We start from the raw sequence: 19,707 nt of genomic DNA, 5'->3' as shown, positions 1-19,707 counted from the left end.
GCTCACGGCTCCAGCAGGCGCTGGACCGGAGCACACGCACGGCAGGGCCACACGCGTACGGTGCCGTCGTCGTGGGTCGAGACGAGCCGCTCGCCGTCCGGACTGAAGTCGACGGTCTCCACGGACGCCCCGAACCCGTCGAAGGTCACCGACTGCGCGGCCTCCGACGCGCGCCACAGGCGAGCGGTGCCGTCCTTTCCGGAGCTGAGCACCCACCGCCCGTCCGGGCTGAACGACACGTGCCAGACGGGGCCCTCGTGGCCCCGCAACACCATCGGCGCGTCGCCGCCGGTGATGGAGTGGATCTGCACGGTGCCGTCGAAGCCGGCGCTGGCGACCCGTTCTCCGTCCGGGCTGAAGGCCACGGCCCAGACCAGTCCCTCGTGACCGGGAAGGAGCAGCGGGTCGGCAGCGCCGAGGGCGTCCCAGATCCGCAGGGTGCCCTCCGCGCCGGCGGTGGCGACCTTCGTGCCGTCGGGGCTGAAGGCGGCGTACCGGATCTCCTCGGCGACCCGATGGACCACCGGGCCGCGCTGGCCGGTCAGGTCCCAGATGCGCAGGCTCCGGTCGTTGCTGACACTGGCCAGGAGACGGCCGTCAGGGCTGAAGTCGGCGGTCCACGCCTGTTTCTCGTGCCCGCGCAGCACCACCGGATCGTCTCTGCCGGCGAGGTCCCACACCCGCACCGTCCCGTCGCTGCCGCCGGTTGCCACCCGCGACCCGTCCGGGCTGACCGTGAGGCCGTAGACGTCGCCGTCGTGGCGGCCGAGCAGCCGAGGCTCGTCGGGCGCGGCCAGGTTCCAGACCCGTACCGTGCCGTCCTCGCCGCCGCTGACCACCCGCTGCCCGTCCGGGGTGAACGCGGCGGACCAGGTGGCCTTGTCGTGCCCGCGCAGGATCACCCGTTCGCTGCCCGGGTCCCAGACCCGCAGCGTGCCGTCGTCGGCGGCGCTCACCAGCCGTGATCCGTCCGGACTGAACGCCACCGCCCAGACCCGGTTGGTGTGACCGCGCAGCACCAGCGGGTCGCCGGCGCCGTCGGCGTTCCAGATCCGCACGGTCAGGTCGTCGCTGGTGGTCGCGATCCACTGTTCGTCCGGGCTGAGCGCGAGCCCTTCCACTGTGCCCTCATGCCCCCGCAACACCACCGGAGCGGCTGACCCGGTCAGCGACCACAGCCACGCCGTGCCATCGCTGCTGGAGCAGGCCAGGCGGCTGCCGTCGCGGCTGAACACCAGTGTCCTGGTGGCCGTGCGCGGCCCGGTCAGCGTCGTTGTGGCGGTTCGTTCGGCCAGATCCCAGAGCCGCACCGTCGCGTCGTGGCCGCTGCTGGCCAACTGGCGCCCGTCGGGGCTGAAGGCCACACCGACCGCGACCTTGGTGTGCCCCCGCAGCACCACCGGTCGAGCGCCACCACGGGCATCCCAGACCCGGACGGTGGTGTCCTCGCCGGCACTGGCGACCAGCCGTCCGTCGGGGCTGAACGCCACGCCCCACACCGGGCCCTCGTGCCCGCGCAGGACGATCGGCCCACCGGTCGCGTCGACCTGCCAGATCCGGACGGTACCGTCCGAGCCGGCGGTGACCAGCCGCTTTCCGTCCGGGTTGAACACCGGGCTCCAGAGCTGCCCGTCGGGTCCGCCGGGGAGAGCCAGGCCCGGCCCGGAGACGCCGCGCCCGGTCCAGCACCCCGGCCGCGGCCAACGGGTCGGCGCCGCCCACCAGCTCGGCGAGGGGGCCCGACGTCGGGTGTCCTCGGTGCCGTCACCGAGGGCGGTCAGCCGCAGGAAGATGTCCCGGGCCAGCCCACGCTGCCCCTCGTCGAACTGCGCGTACACCCCTTCGGCGGTCCGGGTGATGGCACCGTTCACGCCGCCCGACTCGCGATAGTGGGCCAGCGTGATCCGCCTGCCCTGCCGCAGGCGTGACGTTTCCAGCAGCGCGTGGGACAGCAGCGGTAGCGCCCCCGTCTGACCGTCGACGTCGGCAACGGCCATCTCGACCAACGCGGGGTCCACCTGCAACCCGGCACGCTCGGCCGGGCCGGTGATCGTCCGACGCAGATCCTCGTCGTCCATTGGGCCGACCAACAGTTGGTGCTCGTGCAGGGCCGCCACCAGGGCCGGGTAGGCCGCACACCGACCGTAGAAGTCGGCCCGCACCCCCAGCACCACACGCGCCCTGGGAAGGTCCGCCGCGGCGAGCAGCGCGGCAATGAACCCCGATCGTTCCTCCTCGTCCCGGCAGAGCGTGAAGAGCTCCTCGAACTGGTCCACCACGATGAGCAGGTGTGCGACCGACGGACGGGAGTCGAGAATGTGCTCGATCGTCGCGCGAATGTTCGCCGGATCGTCGGTCAGCCTGCTCTGGACCGTGTCGCGAGCGTCCGGTCCATTCACGAGCTGAGTCGCGAGCTCTTCGATGGGATGTTCGCCGGGGGTCATCAGCACAGTGGCCCAGGCCGGCTGACCCTTGCCGGGATTCTCGGCCACTGTCGCCAGCAGGCCGGCGCGGAGCAGTGATGACTTGCCCGCACCGGACGGGGCGAAAACGGCGACGAACCGCAGACGGGTGAGCATTTCACACAGTTGAGCCACCATGCGCTCGCGTCCGAAGAACCATTCGGAGTCCTCCGGCTGAAAGGCCGCCATTCCCCAGTACGGCCCCCGGCTGACCTCCGTCGTGTCGGCGGACGCCACGCTGGCGATCAAACTGTGCCACCGCTCGGTCCACTCGGCCAGATCGCCGTCACACGCGGCCACGTACGCGAGTGTCACCTGGAGGATCGGCACGGTCTCGCCGCTGGCCGCCTTCGCCAGGGTGGTCACCGAGAAGTGCGCCCGTCTGGCCAGTTGGCGGTACGTCGGCGTCCCCGCCTTCGCCCGCAGTTTCCGCAGGTCGAGCGCGAATCGCTCCAGCTCACCCGCCTCCGGGTCGAGCGGCCGGTCAGGTCTTCCCACGTTGTCCCCCGTCGAAGAGTTGTTTGTCAGTCTCGCGACGTGATTGGCAAACAATCCATCAGGGACTATATCTAGTTTTGTGATCGCCGATCGATGACTGTCAGATAGCAGGCATCGTACGACGAGGTGTGCGGGTGCCTTCGACAGGCAACGCGATCGGCGACACGGAGGAGAACAGGGAGGGCGGTGTGACGCGCGCCAGAAACGGTATCGGCGTTGTTTCCGACAACACCGGTGACCGTCCTGGGATCGGGGGGCGTCACACGGTCCTGAATAGACGGGGGGCCTTATCCAGATACGCGCGTGATCGACAACGGGATTCGTCGACACTGTCGGACCGGCTGATGGGGCGGCGACGGATTCCGTCGCCGCCCCATCACGGTGCGTGTGGTCAGGAGGCGGTGCAGGACTGCACCACCGGGCGGTTCCAGTTGCCGTTGGCCATGGTGGTGAAGCCGAAGGCGTTGCCGCTGCCGTTCGACCGCATGGTCATGACGTTCCCGCTGCTGTCCCAGGTCGGACTGCCGTTCCAGGTGCCGGAGATCTTCTGGGGCGGGGTGACGGCGACCACGACGGTCCAGTTGCTCGCGCCGCTGACGGTGACCGTGCTGTTGAACCGGTCGCCCCACCGGGTGCCGTCCTGCAGGGTCGCGGTGCAGCTGCCGCCGGGCGGGTTGGTCGGCGGAGTCGTGGGCGGGTTGGTCGGCGGGTCGGTGGGCGTGGTGCCGTTGTTCAACGCGGCGAGGACGGCGTCGTACGCTGCCTTCTTCTGACCACTGTTGTTGAACAGCAACGGGGTCTGCGACGCCCGCCACGAGTCGCTGTCCCGAATGCCCCACACCGTGACGCCGTTGCACCGGGCCACCGCCAGGCAGTCCTCCACCACAGCGCGGTAGGTGTTCGCCGGAGCGCCCTGGATGTCCAACTCGGTCACCTGCACGTCGACGCCCAGTGCCGCGAAGCTCGACAGCGTGGTGCGGTAGTTGCTGTTGTACGGCGAGTCGTTGTTGAAGTGCGACTGGAACCCGACACAGTCGATCGGCACACCACGCGACTTGAAGTCCCGCACCATGTTGTAGACGGCCTGCGTCTTCGCGTGCGTCCAGTTGTCGGTGTTGTAGTCGTTGTAACACAACTTCGCGTTCGGGTCCGCCGCATCCGCCGCCCGGAACGCCGCCTCGATCCAATCATTACCCGTACGCTGCAAATTCGAATCACGACGCGCACCCGAACTACCGTCAGCGAACGCCTCGTTCACCACATCCCACGCCACCACCTGACCCCGGAAGTGCGTGGCCACCTGCGTCACATGATTGAGCATCGCCTGCCGCAACGCACTACCACTCATGCTCTGCATCCAACCCGGCTGCTGCGAATGCCACGCCAACGTGTGACCCCGCACGCTCATACCCCGAGACCGCGCATGACTGACAATCTGATCGGCCGCCCCATAACTGAACCGACCCTGCTGCGGCTCCGTCGCGTCGATCTTCATCTCATTCTCAGGCGTCACCGAATTGAACTCACGGTTCAAAATCGTCGTGTACGCACTATCAGACAACTTGTTCGCCGCCACCGCCGTACCGAAGTACCGCCCCTTCTCCGCGGCGGACGCGCCCAGGGTCGTACCGGCGCTCGCCGTGCCCGGCAGGAACGCGGCGCTGGTTGCGGCGAGCAGGGCGGCGGCGGCGAGGACGACCGCCGTACGCGCTCGAGGGCCGAACCGTGGGCGGGTGTCCTCTTGGCACCGTTCGATCATGTCTTTTCCTTCCGTGGAACCCGGGGCAGCGCAGGTGACACGCACCGCCCCTGCGGTGGTGGGGTGCCGGGTCACGACCACGCGCGGGAGTGCGCCCGGGAAGTGGCACACACCGTTGGCCATCGACCTCGGTGGATGTGGAGTATGTCAGCGCCACTGATCGACAGGCAAGAATTTCCGGAAGGATTACGAGAATTGATTCGGCCCGGGTGCCGGAGCAGGGCGTAGCTGCCCAGGCCGGGTGCCATCGAGAGGCGACGGCGGCGCCCTGCTGGGGTCGGCCGGGTCGATTCACCAGCCGCAGGGCACCGCAAGTTCCGGAAGTTCTCTCGCAACGCTACCGGAGGTCGCGACACACCGGCCAGACCACAGACGAACTGGGGTCAGCGCTGCGCGGCAGCGTAGAGCCGGCTGACGGTCTCGGCCACGCAGACCGGCTTACCGCCGCTGTCGCTCTCCACCACGACCGTCACGACCAGCTGCACGCCGCCGGTCACCGGCGACACGTCGGCGATGGTCGCGGTGGCGCGTACGGCGGCGCCGACCCGCAGCGGCGCGGGGAAACGCACCCGGTTCAGCCCGTAGTTGACCCCCATCGCCACCCCCTCGACCCGGTAGAGCCCGCCCGCCAGGGCCGGCAGCAGCGACAGGGTGAGGTACCCGTGCGCGATCGTCGCGCCGAACGGCCCCGCTGCGGCTCGGACCGGGTCGACGTGAATCCACTGGTGGTCGTCGGTGGCGTCGGCGAACAGGTCGACGCGGCTCTGCTCGACGCGCTGCCACGGACCGGGTCCGAGGCTCTCGCCGGTCGCGGCGGCCAACTCCTCGAACGAGGTGAACACTCTCATGCCAGGTCTCCCTACAGGTGCTAGAAGGCGTTGACGCCGGTGAGCGCGCGTCCGATGAGGAGTTGCTGGATCTGACTGGTGCCCTCGTAGAGGGTGGCGACCCGGGCGTCGCGCAGGTACTTGCCGACCGGGTACTCGTCGATGTAGCCGTACCCACCGAACACCTGGACCGCGTTGTTGGCCGCGCGGACGGCGGCCTCGCTGGCGAAGAGCTTGGCCACCGACGCCTCGGTGGCGAACGGCTGGTCGCGGTCGATCAGGTCGGCCACCTGCCAGACCAGCAGCCGGGCGGCGGCGGTGTCCACAGCGATGGCGGCGAGCAGTTGCTGGACGAGCTGGTGCCCGGCGATCGGCCCGCCGAACTGGGTCCGCTGCCCGGCGTAACCGACCGCCGCGTCGAGGCAGCCCTGGGCGATGCCGACACACCCGGCGGCCACCGACATCCGCCCCTTGGCGAGGGTGGCCAGGGCCAGCCGGAATCCGCCGCCCTCGGCACCGAGCAGCGCCGTGTCGGGCACGCGTACCTCGTCGAAGCCCAGCTCGCCGGTGGCCTGGCCGCGCAGGCCGAGTTTGCCGTGGATCTCCCGTCGGGTCAGTCCCGGACTGTCGGTGGGCACCAGGAACGCGCTGATCCCCCGGTGCCCCGGGCCGCCGGTGCGGGCGAAGACCAGCGCCACGTCGGCGGTGGTGCCGTTGGTGATGAACGTCTTCGTGCCGGAGATCAGCCAGTCGGTGCCGTCGCGGACCGCACGGGTGCGCAGTGCGGCCGCGTCGGAGCCGCTGTCCGGCTCGGTCAGCGCGAAGCAGCCGAGCGCGGTGCCGGCGCAGAGCTTCGGCAGCCACTCGGCCCGCTGTTCCGCGCTGCCGTTGGCGGCGATCGACTTCGCGACCAGGCCGAGGGAGACCGAGACGATGCCGCGCACCGCGGAGTCGCCCCGGCCCAGTTCTTCCAGCACCAGGCAGTACGCGAGGTGGTCGCCGCCGGACCCGCCGTCGGCCTCGGCGATGGTCAGCCCCAGGAAGCCCAGGTCACCGAGCATGCCGACGATGGCGGGATCGACCGATTCGCGACGATCCCAGGCGGCCGCGTGCGGCAGCAGCTCGCGGTCGGCGAACTCGGCGGCCAGCTGGCGGACCGCCGCCTGCTCGGCGGAGAGGGTGAGGTCCATGACGCTCAAACTAGCGGTGATAGTTTAACGCGTCCAGAGCGGAGGGTCACCGCTCGGAGGCCAGACCGACGTGCCGTTCGGCGGTGAAGGCGCGGGCCAGCTCGGTACGGGAACGGATGCCCAGCCGATGGAACACGTTGCGCAGGTGGTGGTCGACAGTACGGGTGGAGAGGAACATCCGGGCGGCGATCTCCCGGTTGGTGGCGCCCTCGGCGACCAGCTCGGCGATCCGCAGTTGCTGGCCGGTCAGCAACCGCGCCGCGGGCAGGTCCGGCGGGCCGATCGACTCCCCGGCCGCCCGCAGCTCCGTGGTGGCCTGCTCGGCCCAGCACTCCACGCCGAGCAGGCTGAACATCTCGCGGGCCTGGTGCAGGTGCGTGCGCGCGTCGCGGGGGCGTCGGCTGCGGCGCAACTCCTGACCGAAGAGCAGTTCGGTGCGGGCCCGCTCGACCGTGCCGGCCTCTGTCGGGTGCAGCCGTAACGCCGCCTCGAAGTGCCGTTCCGCCTCGGCGCCACCCCGGGGAGCGAGCAGCGCGTGGCACCGCGCGGACAGGGCCCGGCGCAGCGGGCTCGCGGTGCTGCTGGCCCACCTGTCGAACGCGGCGAGCGCGGCCGTCGCGGCCGGCCGGTGCGGCAGGTGCGCCGCCGCCTCCACCAGGTACGGGGTGGCCATCACCTGCACGAGGACCTGACCTCGACCGGTGCCGAGCCGGGCCAGCGACGCCAGCCGGTCCGCCGCCTCGGCGTGCCGGCCGTCGACCAGGTCGAGCACCGCCAGGGCCCACGCGGCGAGCGCGTGCGGACGGCTGCCCGGCGTCGGTGACTCGCCGATCTCCCGAATCCGCCGCAGGCTGGTGGCCCGGTCGGCCCGGATCGCGGCCAGCACGGCCAGCATGCCCAGATGGACGTTGGCGCAGTTGACCTGGCCGGTGGCCCGGGCGACGCGCAGCCCGTCGCGGGAGGTCTCCGCCGCCGCCTCGTGTCGACCCAGCCAGTATTCGGCGACCGCCCGCAGCTCCAAGGCCCGCGACAGCATCGACAGCTCGCCCCGTTCCCGGGCCAGCTCGACAGCGCGCCCGGCGAGCCGGTGGGCCGCGCCGTCCACCGCCACCAGCAGCCCGGCCGCCGCGGCGCAGCTGAGCGCGGTGGGGGTCAGCGCCCAACCGGTCAGCCGGCCGCCCAGCACCACGGCGCGGCGCAGCGCGGGCCCGGCCCGCTCGTGGTCGCCCCGCAGGGTCGCCGCCACCCCGGCGACCAGACAGCCCATCACCTCCAGGGCCGGCGGGTCGTCCGGGCGCCGCAACGCCAGCGCCCGGCGGCCGACCTCGGCGTAGCGGTACTGGTCGCCGGCGAAGCAGACCGCCTCGCCGGCCCGCACCAGCCCGGTCAGGGCCAGGGCACGGTCGGTGCCGTCCACGGCCGCCGCGGCGGCCAGCAGCGTGACCGACGCGCCCGACGCGGTGCCGCAGCGCAGCTCCAGCTCACCGCGGAGCAGGTCGGCACGTGCGCGGACGACCGGGTCGGCGCAGACCGCGCGCAGGCGGTCGAGCAGCAGCCGGGCCGCGTCGGGTTGCCCACCGGCCCAGGCGTAGCGGGCGGCGGTCAACAGCCGGGCGGCGGTCAACTGTGGCTGATCGCTCAACTCGGCGGCCCACCGCAGGGCCACCGACGCGGTGGCCCAGCCGTCGGATCCGCCGACCGCGGCCTGTTCCAGCTCGGCGGCGAGGGCCGGATCGGCGCCCGCCATCGCGGCGGCGAGGTGCATCGCCCGGCGCAGCCGCTGCCCCTGCGCGACCAGCACCTCGGCGAGCAGTCGGTGCGCCGCGCGGCGCTCCGCGAGCGGCGCGCTGGCCGCGATCATCATGCGCACCAGCGGCTGCGGAAAGGTGACACCACGTGGCTCGACGCGGACCAGGCCCGCGACCTCCGCCGGGGCGAGCGCCTCGACCTCGGCGCCGGCGGCTGCGGCGGCCCGGATCAGGGTGCCCGGCGCGCCGTCCTCGTCGAGCGCGGCGAGCAGCAGCACCCGTCGGGTCTCCGGTGGCAGCCGGTCCAGCCGGGCCCGGTACGCCCGACCGAGCGCCCCGTCCGCCGGTGGCGCGGCGGGCAGCGGCTCCTCCCCCCGCCACTGCCCCGCGCTGAGCCCCTCGGCGAGGTCCACCAGGGCCTGCGGGTTGCCGCCGCCGGTCGTGGCCAACGCGGCCAGCGCCGACGCGGCCGGCCGTTCGGGGAGCCGGTCGACGCCCGCGCGCTCGGCGAGCCGACGAAGCCGGTCGGTGAGGACGGCGGTGCTCTCGTGCTCGGTCAGCGCCCGCAGCCGGTGCGCCGGTATCCCGTCGAGATTGGCGGTGACGTCGGCGGTGAGCAGGACGGCCAGCGGCAGGTGCCGCAGTCGGCGCGCGACGAACGCGAGCACCTGCGCGGTCTGCGGGTCACCCCGGTCGACGTCGTCCATGGTGGCGAGCAGCGGCCGCTCGTGGGCGGCGGCGGCGAGCAGCCCGAGCACCGCCATCGACAGCGTCAGTTGCCGGTCGGCCGGGCAGCTCTCCCCGGCCAGCGCGCGGCGCAGCAGTTGGCGCTGCTCGTCGGGCAGGTCGGCGGCATGGTGCAGCACCGGGTCGACCAGCCGTTGCAGGCCGGCGTACGGCAGGGTGGCCTCCTCGGCGAGCCCACTGCCGACGAGCACGATGCGGTCCTCGGCATGCCGGTGGGCGTAGCCGATCAGCGCGGTCCGGCCCGATCCGGGCTCTCCGCGTAACAGCAGGGCACCGCCGGCGTTGGTCATGCCGTCGAGCAGGCTCCGGACAGCCCGGCACTCGTCGTCCCGGCCACGCAGCACGGTTAGTTGCACTCTTGATGCAGTAACCATGCCTGCCAGTGTTACCCATCGGAAACCGAATGGAAAGAGGGGTCGATATCGGGCCGGGCCGGAATCAGTCGGGCGTGACCTCGGCCAGCAGGGCGCCCACGGTCCGGGACATCACCGCGCGGGCCTGGTCCACGCCCAGACCGAGCCCGTAGCGCAGCATCGACCAGGCCTGCCAGGTGCTCGCCGCCACCAGGGCGTGCACCAACTGTTCCCGGCCCGGCCCGGCCTCGGCCAGCTCGACGGCGAACAGCTCCTCGACCTCGTCGCGGACGCGCTCGATGTGCTTGAGTTTGTTGCGGTGCAGCTGCTCGGAGACGGGCTCACGCATCTGGGCGGCCCGCGCCGACGGCGCGATCAGCTGGAGCAGCCGAGCCCGCTGGCGGCAGTACGCGTCGACCCGCTTCGCCAGCGGCAGCCCGGGTGAGATCAGCCGGTGCGCGGCGTCCTGCTGGCGCAGCACCTCCGCGCCGCTGGCCTCGAAGAGCGTCTCCATGTCCTTGAAGTTGGTCCAGAGGGTGCGCAGCGAGATCCCGGCCCGCTCGGCGATGCGCTCGCCGGTCGGGCGGAGGTCACCCTCGGAGATGAGCGCGAGGTGCGCCTCGACGATGGCCGCGCGGGTGCGTTCGGCGCGGGCGGTGCGCCCGTCGACCCGGCCCACCACATCGACCCCGTCCATCCGCCTCCGCCCCCTCACCGCCATGGCGTCCCCCGACGCACCGCCGAGTCTAGACAGGGGTTGATCAGCGTTCCCGGACGCGCCACCGACGCCGTCATCCGGCCCGGCCGGTCAGCGAGACGCCGCCGCCGCACCGACCCACCCGGGCGCCCTCGGCGACGAGGCGCTGGGCGATGCCCAGACCAATCCCCCGAGCGGCGCCGGTGACGATGGCGATCCGGTCCGCGAGGCGATCCGAATATGCATTCACGGTGCAGATAGTAGGAGCGTCAATCGGCATCGGTCAACGCCTCGAACAGTCGCGCCGGCAGACCGGTGCAGCAACGCGCGCAGCCGTCCGACCGGGCGTGGTCACGCGAACCAGCCCGGTCGGACGTCGGGACACCCCGACTCAGGAGCCGGTCGGCACCCCGTTCGCCGGCGGCACCGCCGCGGGGGCGGTGTACTCGTTGACCGCCCCGTCGGCCTCGTCCGTCTCGTACGCCGGCCCGAAGTAGCTCTGCACTCCCCCGGTCACCCGGCTCAGCCGCTGACCGCCGTACCCGGAGTGGTCCTTCTCGGAGAAGCGCAGCGGCACCAGCCCGGGGCCCTGGAAGCCGCCCTTCTGCACGGCGTCCACCACCTTCTCCCGGGTGAGGTCCTTGCCGGCGGCGAGCAGCACCTGCACGAAGAGGTACCCGACCGACATGCCGTAGACGGTGTTGCCGTCGAACGGCGCGTCCCCGTTGTGCTCCTTGTTGATCTTCGTGAAGAGCTGGATCCACGGGTTCGCGGTGTCGTTCTGCATCGGCAGGTAGTTGGTGCCGACCATGCCCTCCAGCAGCGGCGCGGCGGCGCCGAGCTGCTTGGCCAGGGTCGGGTGGTCGGCACCGACGTTGGAGACGAGCCACTGCGGCTTGAAGCCCAGCCGTGCGGCGGTGCCGATGGAGAGCGCGGTGAAGCCGGGCACCGTGGCGAGCACGACGACCTGGCAACCGGCCGCCTTGAACGCGCCGATCTGCGGCGCCACGTTGGTGTTGCTGGTGACGTACGTCTGCTTGACCGCCACGGCCCCGGGGCCGAGCACCTTCTCCACACCCGCCAGGCTGTCCCGGCCGAAGTCGTCGTCCTGCCCGAGGAAGCAGACCTTCTGACCGGCCAGGTCCCGCTTCGCGTAGTTGGCGAGGATCTTGCCCTCGACCGTGTAGTCCGGGTTGAACCCGAACGTGCCCGGATACTTGTCGGGCTGGTCCCAGCTGCGGCTGCCCGAGGCGACGAAGAGATCCGGCACCCGGTTGCTCTTGAGGAAGTCGAGAACCCCGGTGTGCGTCGGCGTGCCCAGACCGTTGAGGACGGCGAAGACCTTGTCCTGCAGGACGAGCTGACGGACCACCTGCTGGGTGTTCGCCGGGTTGTAGCCGTCGTCCATGATCTTGTAAGTGATCTTGCGGCCGTGCACGCCACCGTTGGCGTTGACGTAGTCGAAGTAGGCCTTCGTCGCCGGGGCGATCTTCGAGTAGCCGGCCGAGGCCGGCCCGGTCAGCGGCATGTGGGTGCCGACGGTGATCTCGGTGTCGGTGACGCCCGGCACCGACGCCCCGCCGGAGCCGGGGCCGTCGTCACCGCCACAGCCGGCCACGGCGATGAGCAGGGCAAGGGAGCTGGCGATCGCGAGGCCGCGATGCGCTTTACGGTGCATGGGAAACACCGACCTTTCTCGGTCCGGTTGTCTGGGGAACGGTGTGGTGGTGGGGCGCCCGGCCGGGGCCGGACCGAGGACAGCTCAGGAACGCCGGGTCGGCCGCCGGGCCAGCACAGCCCGGCCGAGACGCGACAGCAGACCCTGCACACCGCCCGGGGCGGCGATCATGACGACGATCAGGGTGAGTCCGAAGATCGCCAGCGGAAGGTTGCCCTCCAGCCGCTGCGCCACCGCGGGCGAGAGCGTCAGCAGCTCGGTCAGCGAGTGGGTGAGATCGGGCAGGGCGACCAGCAGGACCGCCCCCCACAGCGCGCCGCTCAGTCGACCCAGACCACCGATCACCACCGCCATCAGCAGGAACAGCGACAGGGTCAGCGAGAACGCCCCGGGTGAGACGCTCTGCGCGAGCACCGCCAGCAGCGCGCCGCCGAGCCCGGCGGTGGCGGCGCTGACCACGAACGCGAGGACCTGGGTGCGGGCCACGTGGATACCGGCGAGGCGGGCCGCCACCTCGTCGTCGCGGACCGCCCGGAAGGTCCGCCCGTACCGGCTGCGGATCAGGTTCGCCAGCAGCAGCAACGCCAGCAGGGTGGCCGCGCCGGTGACCCAGAGCTGCCACCGCTCGTACGGGAAGTACGCGCCGAGCGCCAACGGCGGCGGCTTCACCGGCACCGACAACCCCTGCTCGCCGTTGAACACGCCGTCGAAGGTGACGGCCAGCGCCGGCACCACCACGGCCACCGCGAGAGTGACCCCGGCCAGGTAGGGGCCGCGCAGCCGGGCCGCGGCCACCCCGACCACCGCGCCGACCGCCACCGTGCTGACGACCGCCGCGACCAGCGAGATCGGCAACAGCCAGCCGCCGGTCGTCCCCCGGTCGGCGAACGCGGTCTGGCACAGCGCCACGGTGTACGCACCGGTGGCCATCAACGCACCGTGCCCGAGCGACAGTTGACCGTTGAGCCCGGTGAGGACGGTCAAACCGGCGGTCGCGCAGAAGTAGGCGGCCACCGTGGCGAGCTGGAAGTTGCGGAACGGCTCCACGGAGTAGCTGACCGCCACCAGCAGCAACCCGGCGGCGAGCACGACCGCCAGGTGGCGCAGCAGGGTCGAGCCGCGCCGACGGTCGGCCGGTCGGCCCGCCCCGACGAGCTGCTGTTTCGGCGGCACCGCCGCCCTGGTGGCGCTCACACCCGCCTCGCCGCGACCGGGGCGAACAGCCCACCGGGCCGGACCAGCAGCACCGCCAGCAGCAGGACCAGCACCGCAAGCGGCGTCAGGTCGCTGCCGGCGTAGCCACTCACGTAGGAGAGCAGCAACCCCACCACCAGGCCACCGACCACCGCCCCCGGTGGACTGTCCAGCCCGCCGACCACCGCCGCGGTGAACGCCGAGACGAACACCAGGTCCATCGCGTGCGGGTGCAGGCCCAACTCGGTCGGGAGGACCAGCATGGCGGCCAGCGCGCCCACCCCGGAGGCGAGCGCCCAGCCGAGAGTCAACATCCCGCCGACGTTGACCCCGAGCAGCCGGGACATCTCGGGGGCGAAGGCCGCCGCGCGCATCCGCAACCCCACCGGGGTACGCGCGAACAGCCACGCCAGGCCGCTGACCACCACCCCGATCGTGGCGAAGACGAACAGGTCGTACGGGGACAGCACGGCCACTCCACCCACGGTGAGGGCGGACCGGCTGAACGGGGCCTGCGCGGGGCGGAACTCGCTGCCGTACACCATGCCCAGCACGGCCTGGATCAGCAGCACCAGCCCGAGCGCGACGATCACCGGGTTCAGCGGTGAGGCGTGATCGACGTGCCGCATCACCACCCGGTCCACCAGCGCGCCGAGCAGCAGGCCGGCGACGATCGCGACCACGAAGCCCAGCCAGTACGAACCGGTCGCGGTGCTGACGGAGTAGGCGACGTACGCGGCGGCGACGGCCATCGCCCCCTGGGCGAAGTTGACGACCCGCGCCGCCCGCCAGATGAGCACCAGGGCCAACGCGAACGCGGCGTACACCGCGCCCCGGGACAGGCCGTCGACGGTGAGGAAGACGAAGCGGTCCAACAGTCCTCCCTCCGGGGGACGAGGTGGTGGTCAGAAACCGAGGTACGCGTGGCGCAGGTCGACGTCGTCGCGCAGTTGCGCCGCCGGGGCGGCGATCACCACCCGACCGAGGGACATCACGACGCCCTGGTCGGCGACGGCGAGCGCGCTGCGCACGTTCTGCTCCACGAGCAGGACGGTCAGGCCGGTGCGGTCACGCAGTTGGCGGAGCAGGGCCATGGTCCGCGCGACCACCCGTGGCGCCAGGCCGAGCGACGGCTCGTCCAGCAGCAGCAGACGGGGTCGGCCGACCAGGGCCCGACCGAGCGCGAGCATCTGCCGCTCACCCCCGGAGAGCTGGTGACCCAGGTGCCGACGGCGTCGGGCCAGTGGCTCGAAGAGCTGGTAGACCTCGTCGAGCGCCCGTCCCGCGTCGGCCCGGTCACGCCGCCACAACCCACCGAGCCGCAGGTTCTCGTCAACCGTCAGCTCGCTGATCACCCCCCGGCCCTCCGGGACGTGCGCCATGCCGCGTCGAACGAGCTGCTCCACGGGCGTACCCCGAAGGTCCTCCCCGGCCAGCAGAACCTGGCCGGCGGTCGGGCGGATCATGCCGGACAGCGCACGCAGCAGGGTGGTCTTGCCGGCGCCGTTGGCGCCGACGACAGCGGCGATCGTGCCGGCCGGGACGGTGAGGTCGATGGCCCGCAACACGGGCGCGGCGCCGTAACCGGCGGCCAGCCCCCGCACGACGAGCAGGTCGGTCCCGGTCACCGTGCCGCCTTTCGTTCGCGACTGCGGGGCTCGCAAACCCGGCTCACTCCTCGCGCTCACACCGTGCCGCCTTTCGTTCGCGACTGCGGGGCTCGCAAACCCGGCTCACTCCTCGCGCTCACACCGTGCCGCCTTTCGTTCGCGACTGCGGGGCTCGCAAACCCGGCTCACTCCTCGCGCTCACGGGGAGACCTCTTCCTCGACCGTCGCACCGAGGTACGCGTCGGTGACCGCCGGATCGTCGCGGACCTCGTCCGGGGTGCCGGCGGCGATGACCCGGCCGAAATCGAGCACCACGATCTCGTCGCAGACGGCCATCACCAGGTCCATGTGGTGCTCGACCAGGAGCACCGCGCAGGGATCGGTGTCCCGCCGGGGCAGTTGCCGGACCAGCTCCGCCAGCTCGGCGATGTCGTCGGCACCGAGGCCACCGGCCGGTTCGTCGAGCAGCAGCAGCCGGGGCCGGGCGGCGAGCGCGCGGGCCAGGGCGACCCGCTGACGTACCGCGAAGGGCAGGGTGCCCGGCGCGGCCTCGGCGTGCCCGGCGATGCCCAGCTCGTCGAGGATGGCCAGGGCGTCGTCGCGCAGCCGGCGCTCGTCGCGGTCGCTGGCCGGCAGCCCGAGCAGCGCCGGGACGAAGCCGGCACGGGCGGTGTGCGACGCGCCGGTCATCACGTTCTCCACCACGCTGAGCCCGGCGAAGAGCCCGGTGCCCTGCAGGGTCCGGGCGATGCCGAGCCGGGTCAGCCGGTGCGGCCGTGGCCGCAGCGGCCGGCCGTCGAGGGTGAGCGAACCCGTCTCCGGCGCGACGAAACCACAGATCACGTTGAAGAGCGTGGTCTTGCCGGCGCCGTTGGGCCCGATCACGCCCACCACCCGGTTGGGTGGCACCCGCAGGGACACGTCGTCGAGGGCGGTGAGGCCGCCGAAACGGACGCCGATGTGGTGCAGTTCGAGGCCGCGCTCCATCACCCATCCCTCTGTCGTGGCGGGTGTTTATTTACACTCGCAGTGTACGTTTCTCGGGTATGGCGTCAAGACCTTCAATGCTCCCGCGCGCAGGTGGACGGGGCGGCCGCCAACGGCGACCGCCCCGGTGACCGCCGTCAGGCGCTCGGACAGGTGTTGCGGTACTCCTGGATGGCCGAGCCGCTCGGGCCGGGGCAGAGGAACTGCTCGTAGCGGGTGTCGTCGTCGACGAACCGCTTCAACCAGGCCACCATCTGCCGGGCGGTCGGCGTGTTGGTGGTCTGCGGGAAGAAGTGGCTCGCCCCGTTCAGCTCCAGGTACGCCTTCTCCGCCGAGGCCGGGATGCTGTTGTAGAAGGGCACCGAGTGCGTCGCCACCGGCGCGACGCTGTCGCTCTCCCCACCGATGATCAGGGTCGGCACCCGCAGCTCGGACCAGCTCTTGTCCAGGTTCCACGGCGCCAGTGGCACCGCGGCCTGCAACGAGGGCCGCGACGAGGCCGCCTCCAGGCTGCCCCCGCCACCCATGGAGTGGCCGGCGACAGCGAGCCGGCTGCTGTCGATCCGGGTCCGCACCGAGCTGCGCTGGGTGAGGTAGTCCAGCGCGGCGAGCAGCTGCCGGCCCCGGCTGTCCGGCTGGTCCAGCCGGGTGTTGGTCTCGATGCCGATCACGACGAAGCCGTGCGAGGCGATGCGCGGTCCGAGCCAGCTGATGCTGGACCAGGCGGCGGTGTAGCCGGGTGAGATGGCGATGGCGCCGAAGGCGCCCTCGCTGGTGCTGGTCGGGTAGTAGATGACGCCGCCGCCGAAGCCGGTGACGCTCAGCGAGGACACGCTCTGCGAGGCCGTGGCGAACGGGCCGCGACTGGCCTCCAGGATCGCGGTGGTCGGGGCCGGGCCGCGCTCGTACGGGCTCGCGGCCTGGGCGGCGCCGCCCGAGCCGGCCACGACGCCGCCGGCGGCCAGGACGGCGGCCAGCGCGAACCGGGCTACGACGGAACGGGGACGGGTGGTGGTTGGTGAGGACACGTCGGGCACTCCCTAAAGTCGAGGGATATCGACGTGTGTCAGTCTCAGCCGCTCCGCCGGTCCCGGCATCGGCGAAATCACCAGTCCCCGCGCAGGATGCCGCGACCAGATGTGTTTCGACCCTCTGACCAGGGGTAGCAGGGCAGGCGCCTGCCCGTACACGCGCCATGGAGAGGGTTCGTTCAGTGGATTCCAGCAAGCCCGCCGAGGCGGTCAAGAACGCCGTGAAGACCGCCTCAGGAAAGATCGCCGACGCCCTCACCCCGGACGTCCCCGGTGCGCCGGGGAGCGCGCCACCACCCGTCGAGGAGCCGACGACGCCGCACGAACCGCTGCCACCCAAGCCGGAGCAGGGGGCACCGCAGACGCGCACCCCGACCGGAGCGGAAACCGGCGCGCCGACGACCGCGAACGGTCAGCAGGGGGCCTACCTCACGACCGCCAACGGGGCGCGGCTGCGCGACACCGACCACTCGCTCAAGGCCGGCCCGCGCGGCCCGGTGCTCCTGCAGGACCACCACCTCCGCGAGAAGATCACGCACTTCGACCACGAACGCATCCCGGAGCGCGTGGTGCACGCCCGGGGCGCGGGCGCGCACGGTGTCTTCACCGCGTACGGCACCGCCGAGGCGGTCACCCGGGCCGGCTTCCTCAAGAAGGGACGCGAGACCGAGGTCTTCGTCCGCTTCTCCACGGTGCTCGGTTCGCGGGGCTCGGCCGACACCGTCCGCGACACCCGCGGCTTCGCCACGAAGTTCTACACCGACGAAGGCACCTTCGACCTGGTCGGCAACAACATGCCGGTCTTCTTCATCCAGGACGCCATCAAGTTCCCGGACATCATCCACGCCGGCAAGCCGCACCCGGACCGGGAGATCCCGCAGGCGCAGAGCGCCCACGACACCTTCTGGGACTTCGTGTCGCTGCACACCGAGGCGCAGCACCACACCATCTGGAACATGTCCGACCGAGGCATTCCCCGTTCGTACCGGACGATGGAGGGCTTCGGCGTGCACACCTTCCGGCTGGTCAACGAGGCCGGGGAGACGGTGCTGGCCAAGTTCCACTGGAAGCCCAAGCTGGGTGTGCACTCGCTGACCTGGGAGGAGGCGCAGCTGCTCGGCGGCATGGACCCGGACTTCCACCGCCGCGACCTCTACGACGCCATCGAGGCCGGCGCGTACCCCGAGTGGGAGCTGGGCATCCAGGTCTTCCCGGACACACCCGAGGAGACCTTCGCCGGCATCGACCTGCTGGACCCGACGAAGATCGTCCCGGAGGAGCTGGCCGAGGTCCAGCCGATCGGCCGGCTGGTGCTCAACCGGACGCCGACGAACTTCTTCGCCGAGACCGAACAGGTCGCCTTCCACCTCGGTCACCTGCCCCCGGGCATCGACGTCACGAACGACCCGCTGTTGCAGGGCCGGCTCTTCTCGTACCTCGACACGCAGCTCACCCGGCTGGGCGGGCCCAACTTCGCGCAGATCCCCATCAACCGCCCGCACGCCGCCGTGAACGACATGCTGCGTGACGGCTTCCACCAGCACGCCGTGCACGCGGGCGTCGCGCCGTACCGGCCCAACTCGCTCGACGGCGGCAACCCGTTCCCCGCCGGGGACGCCGAGCACGCCTTCGTCGACGTGCCGGTCACCGTGGCGCAGGCGCCGAAGGTACGCGCCAACCCCGCCTCGTTCGACGACCACTACAGCCAGGTCCGCCTGTTCTGGCTGAGCATGTCGCCGGTCGAGAAGGAGCACATCATCCGGGCGTACACCTTCGAGCTGGGCAAGTGCTACCACCAGGCGATCAAGGAACGTCAGCTGCAGAGCCTGGCCAACATCGACCCGGTGCTGTGCGAGCAGGTCGCCACCGGCCTGGGCCTGCCCGCGCCGCAGCCGACCGTGCCGCTGGCCGACGTCGCGCCCAGCCCGGCGCTGTCGCAGGTCGGCCGGGAGTGGCCCGGCGACGGCCGTACCGTCGGGATCGTCGTCGACCCCGCCGGTGACCTGGACGGTGTCGACGAGGTCCGCCGGGCCGTGTTCGACGCCGGCATGGTGCCGCTGCTGATCGCCCCGCACGGCGGCATGGTGGGTGACCTGCCGGTGCAGCGCACCTTCGCCACCGGCCGGTCGGTCGAGTTCGACGCGGTCCTGCTGGCCGCGGCGCCGGCACCCGCGCCGGACGCCCTGCCCGCGCGCGACGCCAAGGCCGGCCGGCCGGAACCGACCACTGTCGACCCACGGGTGCTGCTGCTGGTCGAGGAGTGCTGGCGGCACGCGAAGGCGATCGGCGCCTGGGGCGCCGGTGTCACGGTGCTGGAGCAGGCCGGCGTCGCCGGCACCCCGGGTGTCGTCGCGGCGGGCTCGGGCACCGAGGCACTGACCGCGGTGCAGCAGTTGATGGCCGCGCACCGGGTGTGGGAACGGTTCCCCGTCTCGGTCGCCTGACCTGACCACACCGACGAGGGCCGTCCTCCCCACGGGGACGGCCCTCGTCGGCGTGCTGGCGCTATCGCCGGGCCCACTGCAGCTGGCTCGTGCCGGCGCCACAGCTGCGTTGCTCGATCAGCGCGCCGTTCGCGGTGCTCTGGCCGACAGTGCCCAGACACATTCCGCTGTGCGCGTTGACGATTTGCCGGGCCTCGGTCAGGGCGAACTGCTGCGCCGGGGTGGTGTTGCAGGTGGTGAGCTGGATCGCCGCCCCGGCGTCGCTGGACGCGCCGAGCACGTCCAGGCAACGCCCACCCAACTGCACGCTCCCGTCCGGGCGAAGCGACCAGGTCTGCTGGGCGGCACGGTCGTCCCGGCAGTCGAAGATCCGAACCCGGACCGGGTCGGGCGAGTCCGGCGCGTCGACGTCCAGGCACCGGTTGCTCGCCACCCCGACCAGCCGGTCGCCCGACCGCGCCGGCGGCCCGCTCGGCGTCGAC

Annotated in this window: 14 protein-coding genes and 1 pseudogene; 1 reads left to right on the top strand and 14 read right to left on the bottom strand. The window is 71.9% G+C overall.

Annotated features, from left to right (window positions below):
* Positions 1-2 precede the first annotated feature (2 nt).
* The 13 genes and pseudogenes from QCZ28_RS11540 to QCZ28_RS11480 form a co-directional block, all read right to left on the bottom strand.
* Complete coding sequence (locus QCZ28_RS11540; RefSeq protein WP_279516619.1) at positions 3-2,960, bottom strand: hypothetical protein; 2,958 nt, start codon at positions 2,958-2,960, stop codon at positions 3-5.
* Between the two features lie 391 nt (positions 2,961-3,351).
* Positions 3,352-4,719, bottom strand: a complete 1,368-nt coding sequence (locus QCZ28_RS11535; protein WP_279516618.1) for an endo-1,4-beta-xylanase — start codon at positions 4,717-4,719, stop codon at positions 3,352-3,354.
* Positions 4,720-5,102: 383 nt separating this feature from the next.
* On the bottom strand, positions 5,103-5,567 hold the full coding sequence (locus QCZ28_RS11530) for a MaoC family dehydratase (RefSeq protein ID WP_279516617.1): 465 nt from the start codon (positions 5,565-5,567) through the stop codon (positions 5,103-5,105).
* Between the two features lie 20 nt (positions 5,568-5,587).
* A complete protein-coding gene (locus tag QCZ28_RS11525) occupies positions 5,588-6,736 on the bottom strand; it encodes an acyl-CoA dehydrogenase family protein (protein ID WP_279516616.1) in 1,149 nt (382 codons plus the stop codon).
* Positions 6,737-6,782: 46 nt separating this feature from the next.
* Positions 6,783-9,605 (bottom strand): LuxR family transcriptional regulator, encoded by a 2,823-nt coding sequence (locus QCZ28_RS11520; protein ID WP_279516615.1) that lies wholly within the window; start codon positions 9,603-9,605, stop codon positions 6,783-6,785.
* Positions 9,606-9,669: 64 nt separating this feature from the next.
* Positions 9,670-10,281 (bottom strand): TetR/AcrR family transcriptional regulator, encoded by a 612-nt coding sequence (locus QCZ28_RS11515; protein ID WP_279516614.1) that lies wholly within the window; start codon positions 10,279-10,281, stop codon positions 9,670-9,672.
* Positions 10,282-10,420: 139 nt separating this feature from the next.
* Positions 10,421-10,561: pseudogene (locus QCZ28_RS11510) on the bottom strand (SDR family NAD(P)-dependent oxidoreductase); the annotation flags it as partial.
* A gap of 111 nt (positions 10,562-10,672) precedes the next feature.
* Positions 10,673-11,959: an ABC transporter substrate-binding protein gene (locus QCZ28_RS11505; protein ID WP_279516613.1), complete on the bottom strand. Its 1,287-nt coding sequence runs from the start codon at positions 11,957-11,959 to the stop codon at positions 10,673-10,675.
* Positions 11,960-12,043: 84 nt separating this feature from the next.
* Complete coding sequence (locus QCZ28_RS11500; protein ID WP_279516612.1) at positions 12,044-13,153, bottom strand: branched-chain amino acid ABC transporter permease; 1,110 nt, start codon at positions 13,151-13,153, stop codon at positions 12,044-12,046.
* Positions 13,150-14,028, bottom strand: a complete 879-nt coding sequence (locus QCZ28_RS11495; protein ID WP_279516611.1) for a branched-chain amino acid ABC transporter permease — start codon at positions 14,026-14,028, stop codon at positions 13,150-13,152. The genes QCZ28_RS11500 and QCZ28_RS11495 overlap by 4 nt, the downstream gene beginning before the upstream one ends.
* A gap of 30 nt (positions 14,029-14,058) precedes the next feature.
* Positions 14,059-14,781, bottom strand: a complete 723-nt coding sequence (locus QCZ28_RS11490) for an ABC transporter ATP-binding protein (protein WP_279516610.1) — start codon at positions 14,779-14,781, stop codon at positions 14,059-14,061.
* Positions 14,782-14,961: 180 nt separating this feature from the next.
* A complete protein-coding gene (locus tag QCZ28_RS11485) occupies positions 14,962-15,750 on the bottom strand; it encodes an ATP-binding cassette domain-containing protein (RefSeq protein ID WP_279516609.1) in 789 nt (262 codons plus the stop codon).
* Between the two features lie 137 nt (positions 15,751-15,887).
* Positions 15,888-16,778, bottom strand: coding sequence for an alpha/beta hydrolase (locus QCZ28_RS11480; RefSeq protein ID WP_279516608.1), 891 nt, complete (start codon positions 16,776-16,778; stop codon positions 15,888-15,890).
* Between the two features lie 185 nt (positions 16,779-16,963).
* Between QCZ28_RS11480 and QCZ28_RS11475 the strand changes: the two genes are divergently transcribed.
* Positions 16,964-19,225, top strand: coding sequence for a catalase (locus tag QCZ28_RS11475; RefSeq protein ID WP_279516607.1), 2,262 nt, complete (start codon positions 16,964-16,966; stop codon positions 19,223-19,225).
* 61 nt (positions 19,226-19,286) lie between these two features.
* Here QCZ28_RS11475 and QCZ28_RS11470 read toward each other — a convergent pair whose 3' ends face one another.
* Positions 19,287-19,658 (bottom strand): RICIN domain-containing protein, encoded by a 372-nt coding sequence (locus QCZ28_RS11470; protein ID WP_279516635.1) that lies wholly within the window; start codon positions 19,656-19,658, stop codon positions 19,287-19,289.
* Positions 19,659-19,707: the final 49 nt, after the last annotated feature.

It is taken from the genome of Micromonospora sp. DH14 (assembly GCF_029809455.1).
Lineage (GTDB): Bacteria > Actinomycetota > Actinomycetes > Mycobacteriales > Micromonosporaceae > Micromonospora > Micromonospora parva.
Note: the sequence above shows the minus strand (reverse complement) of the source record. Positions and strands in the feature narration are given on the sequence as shown.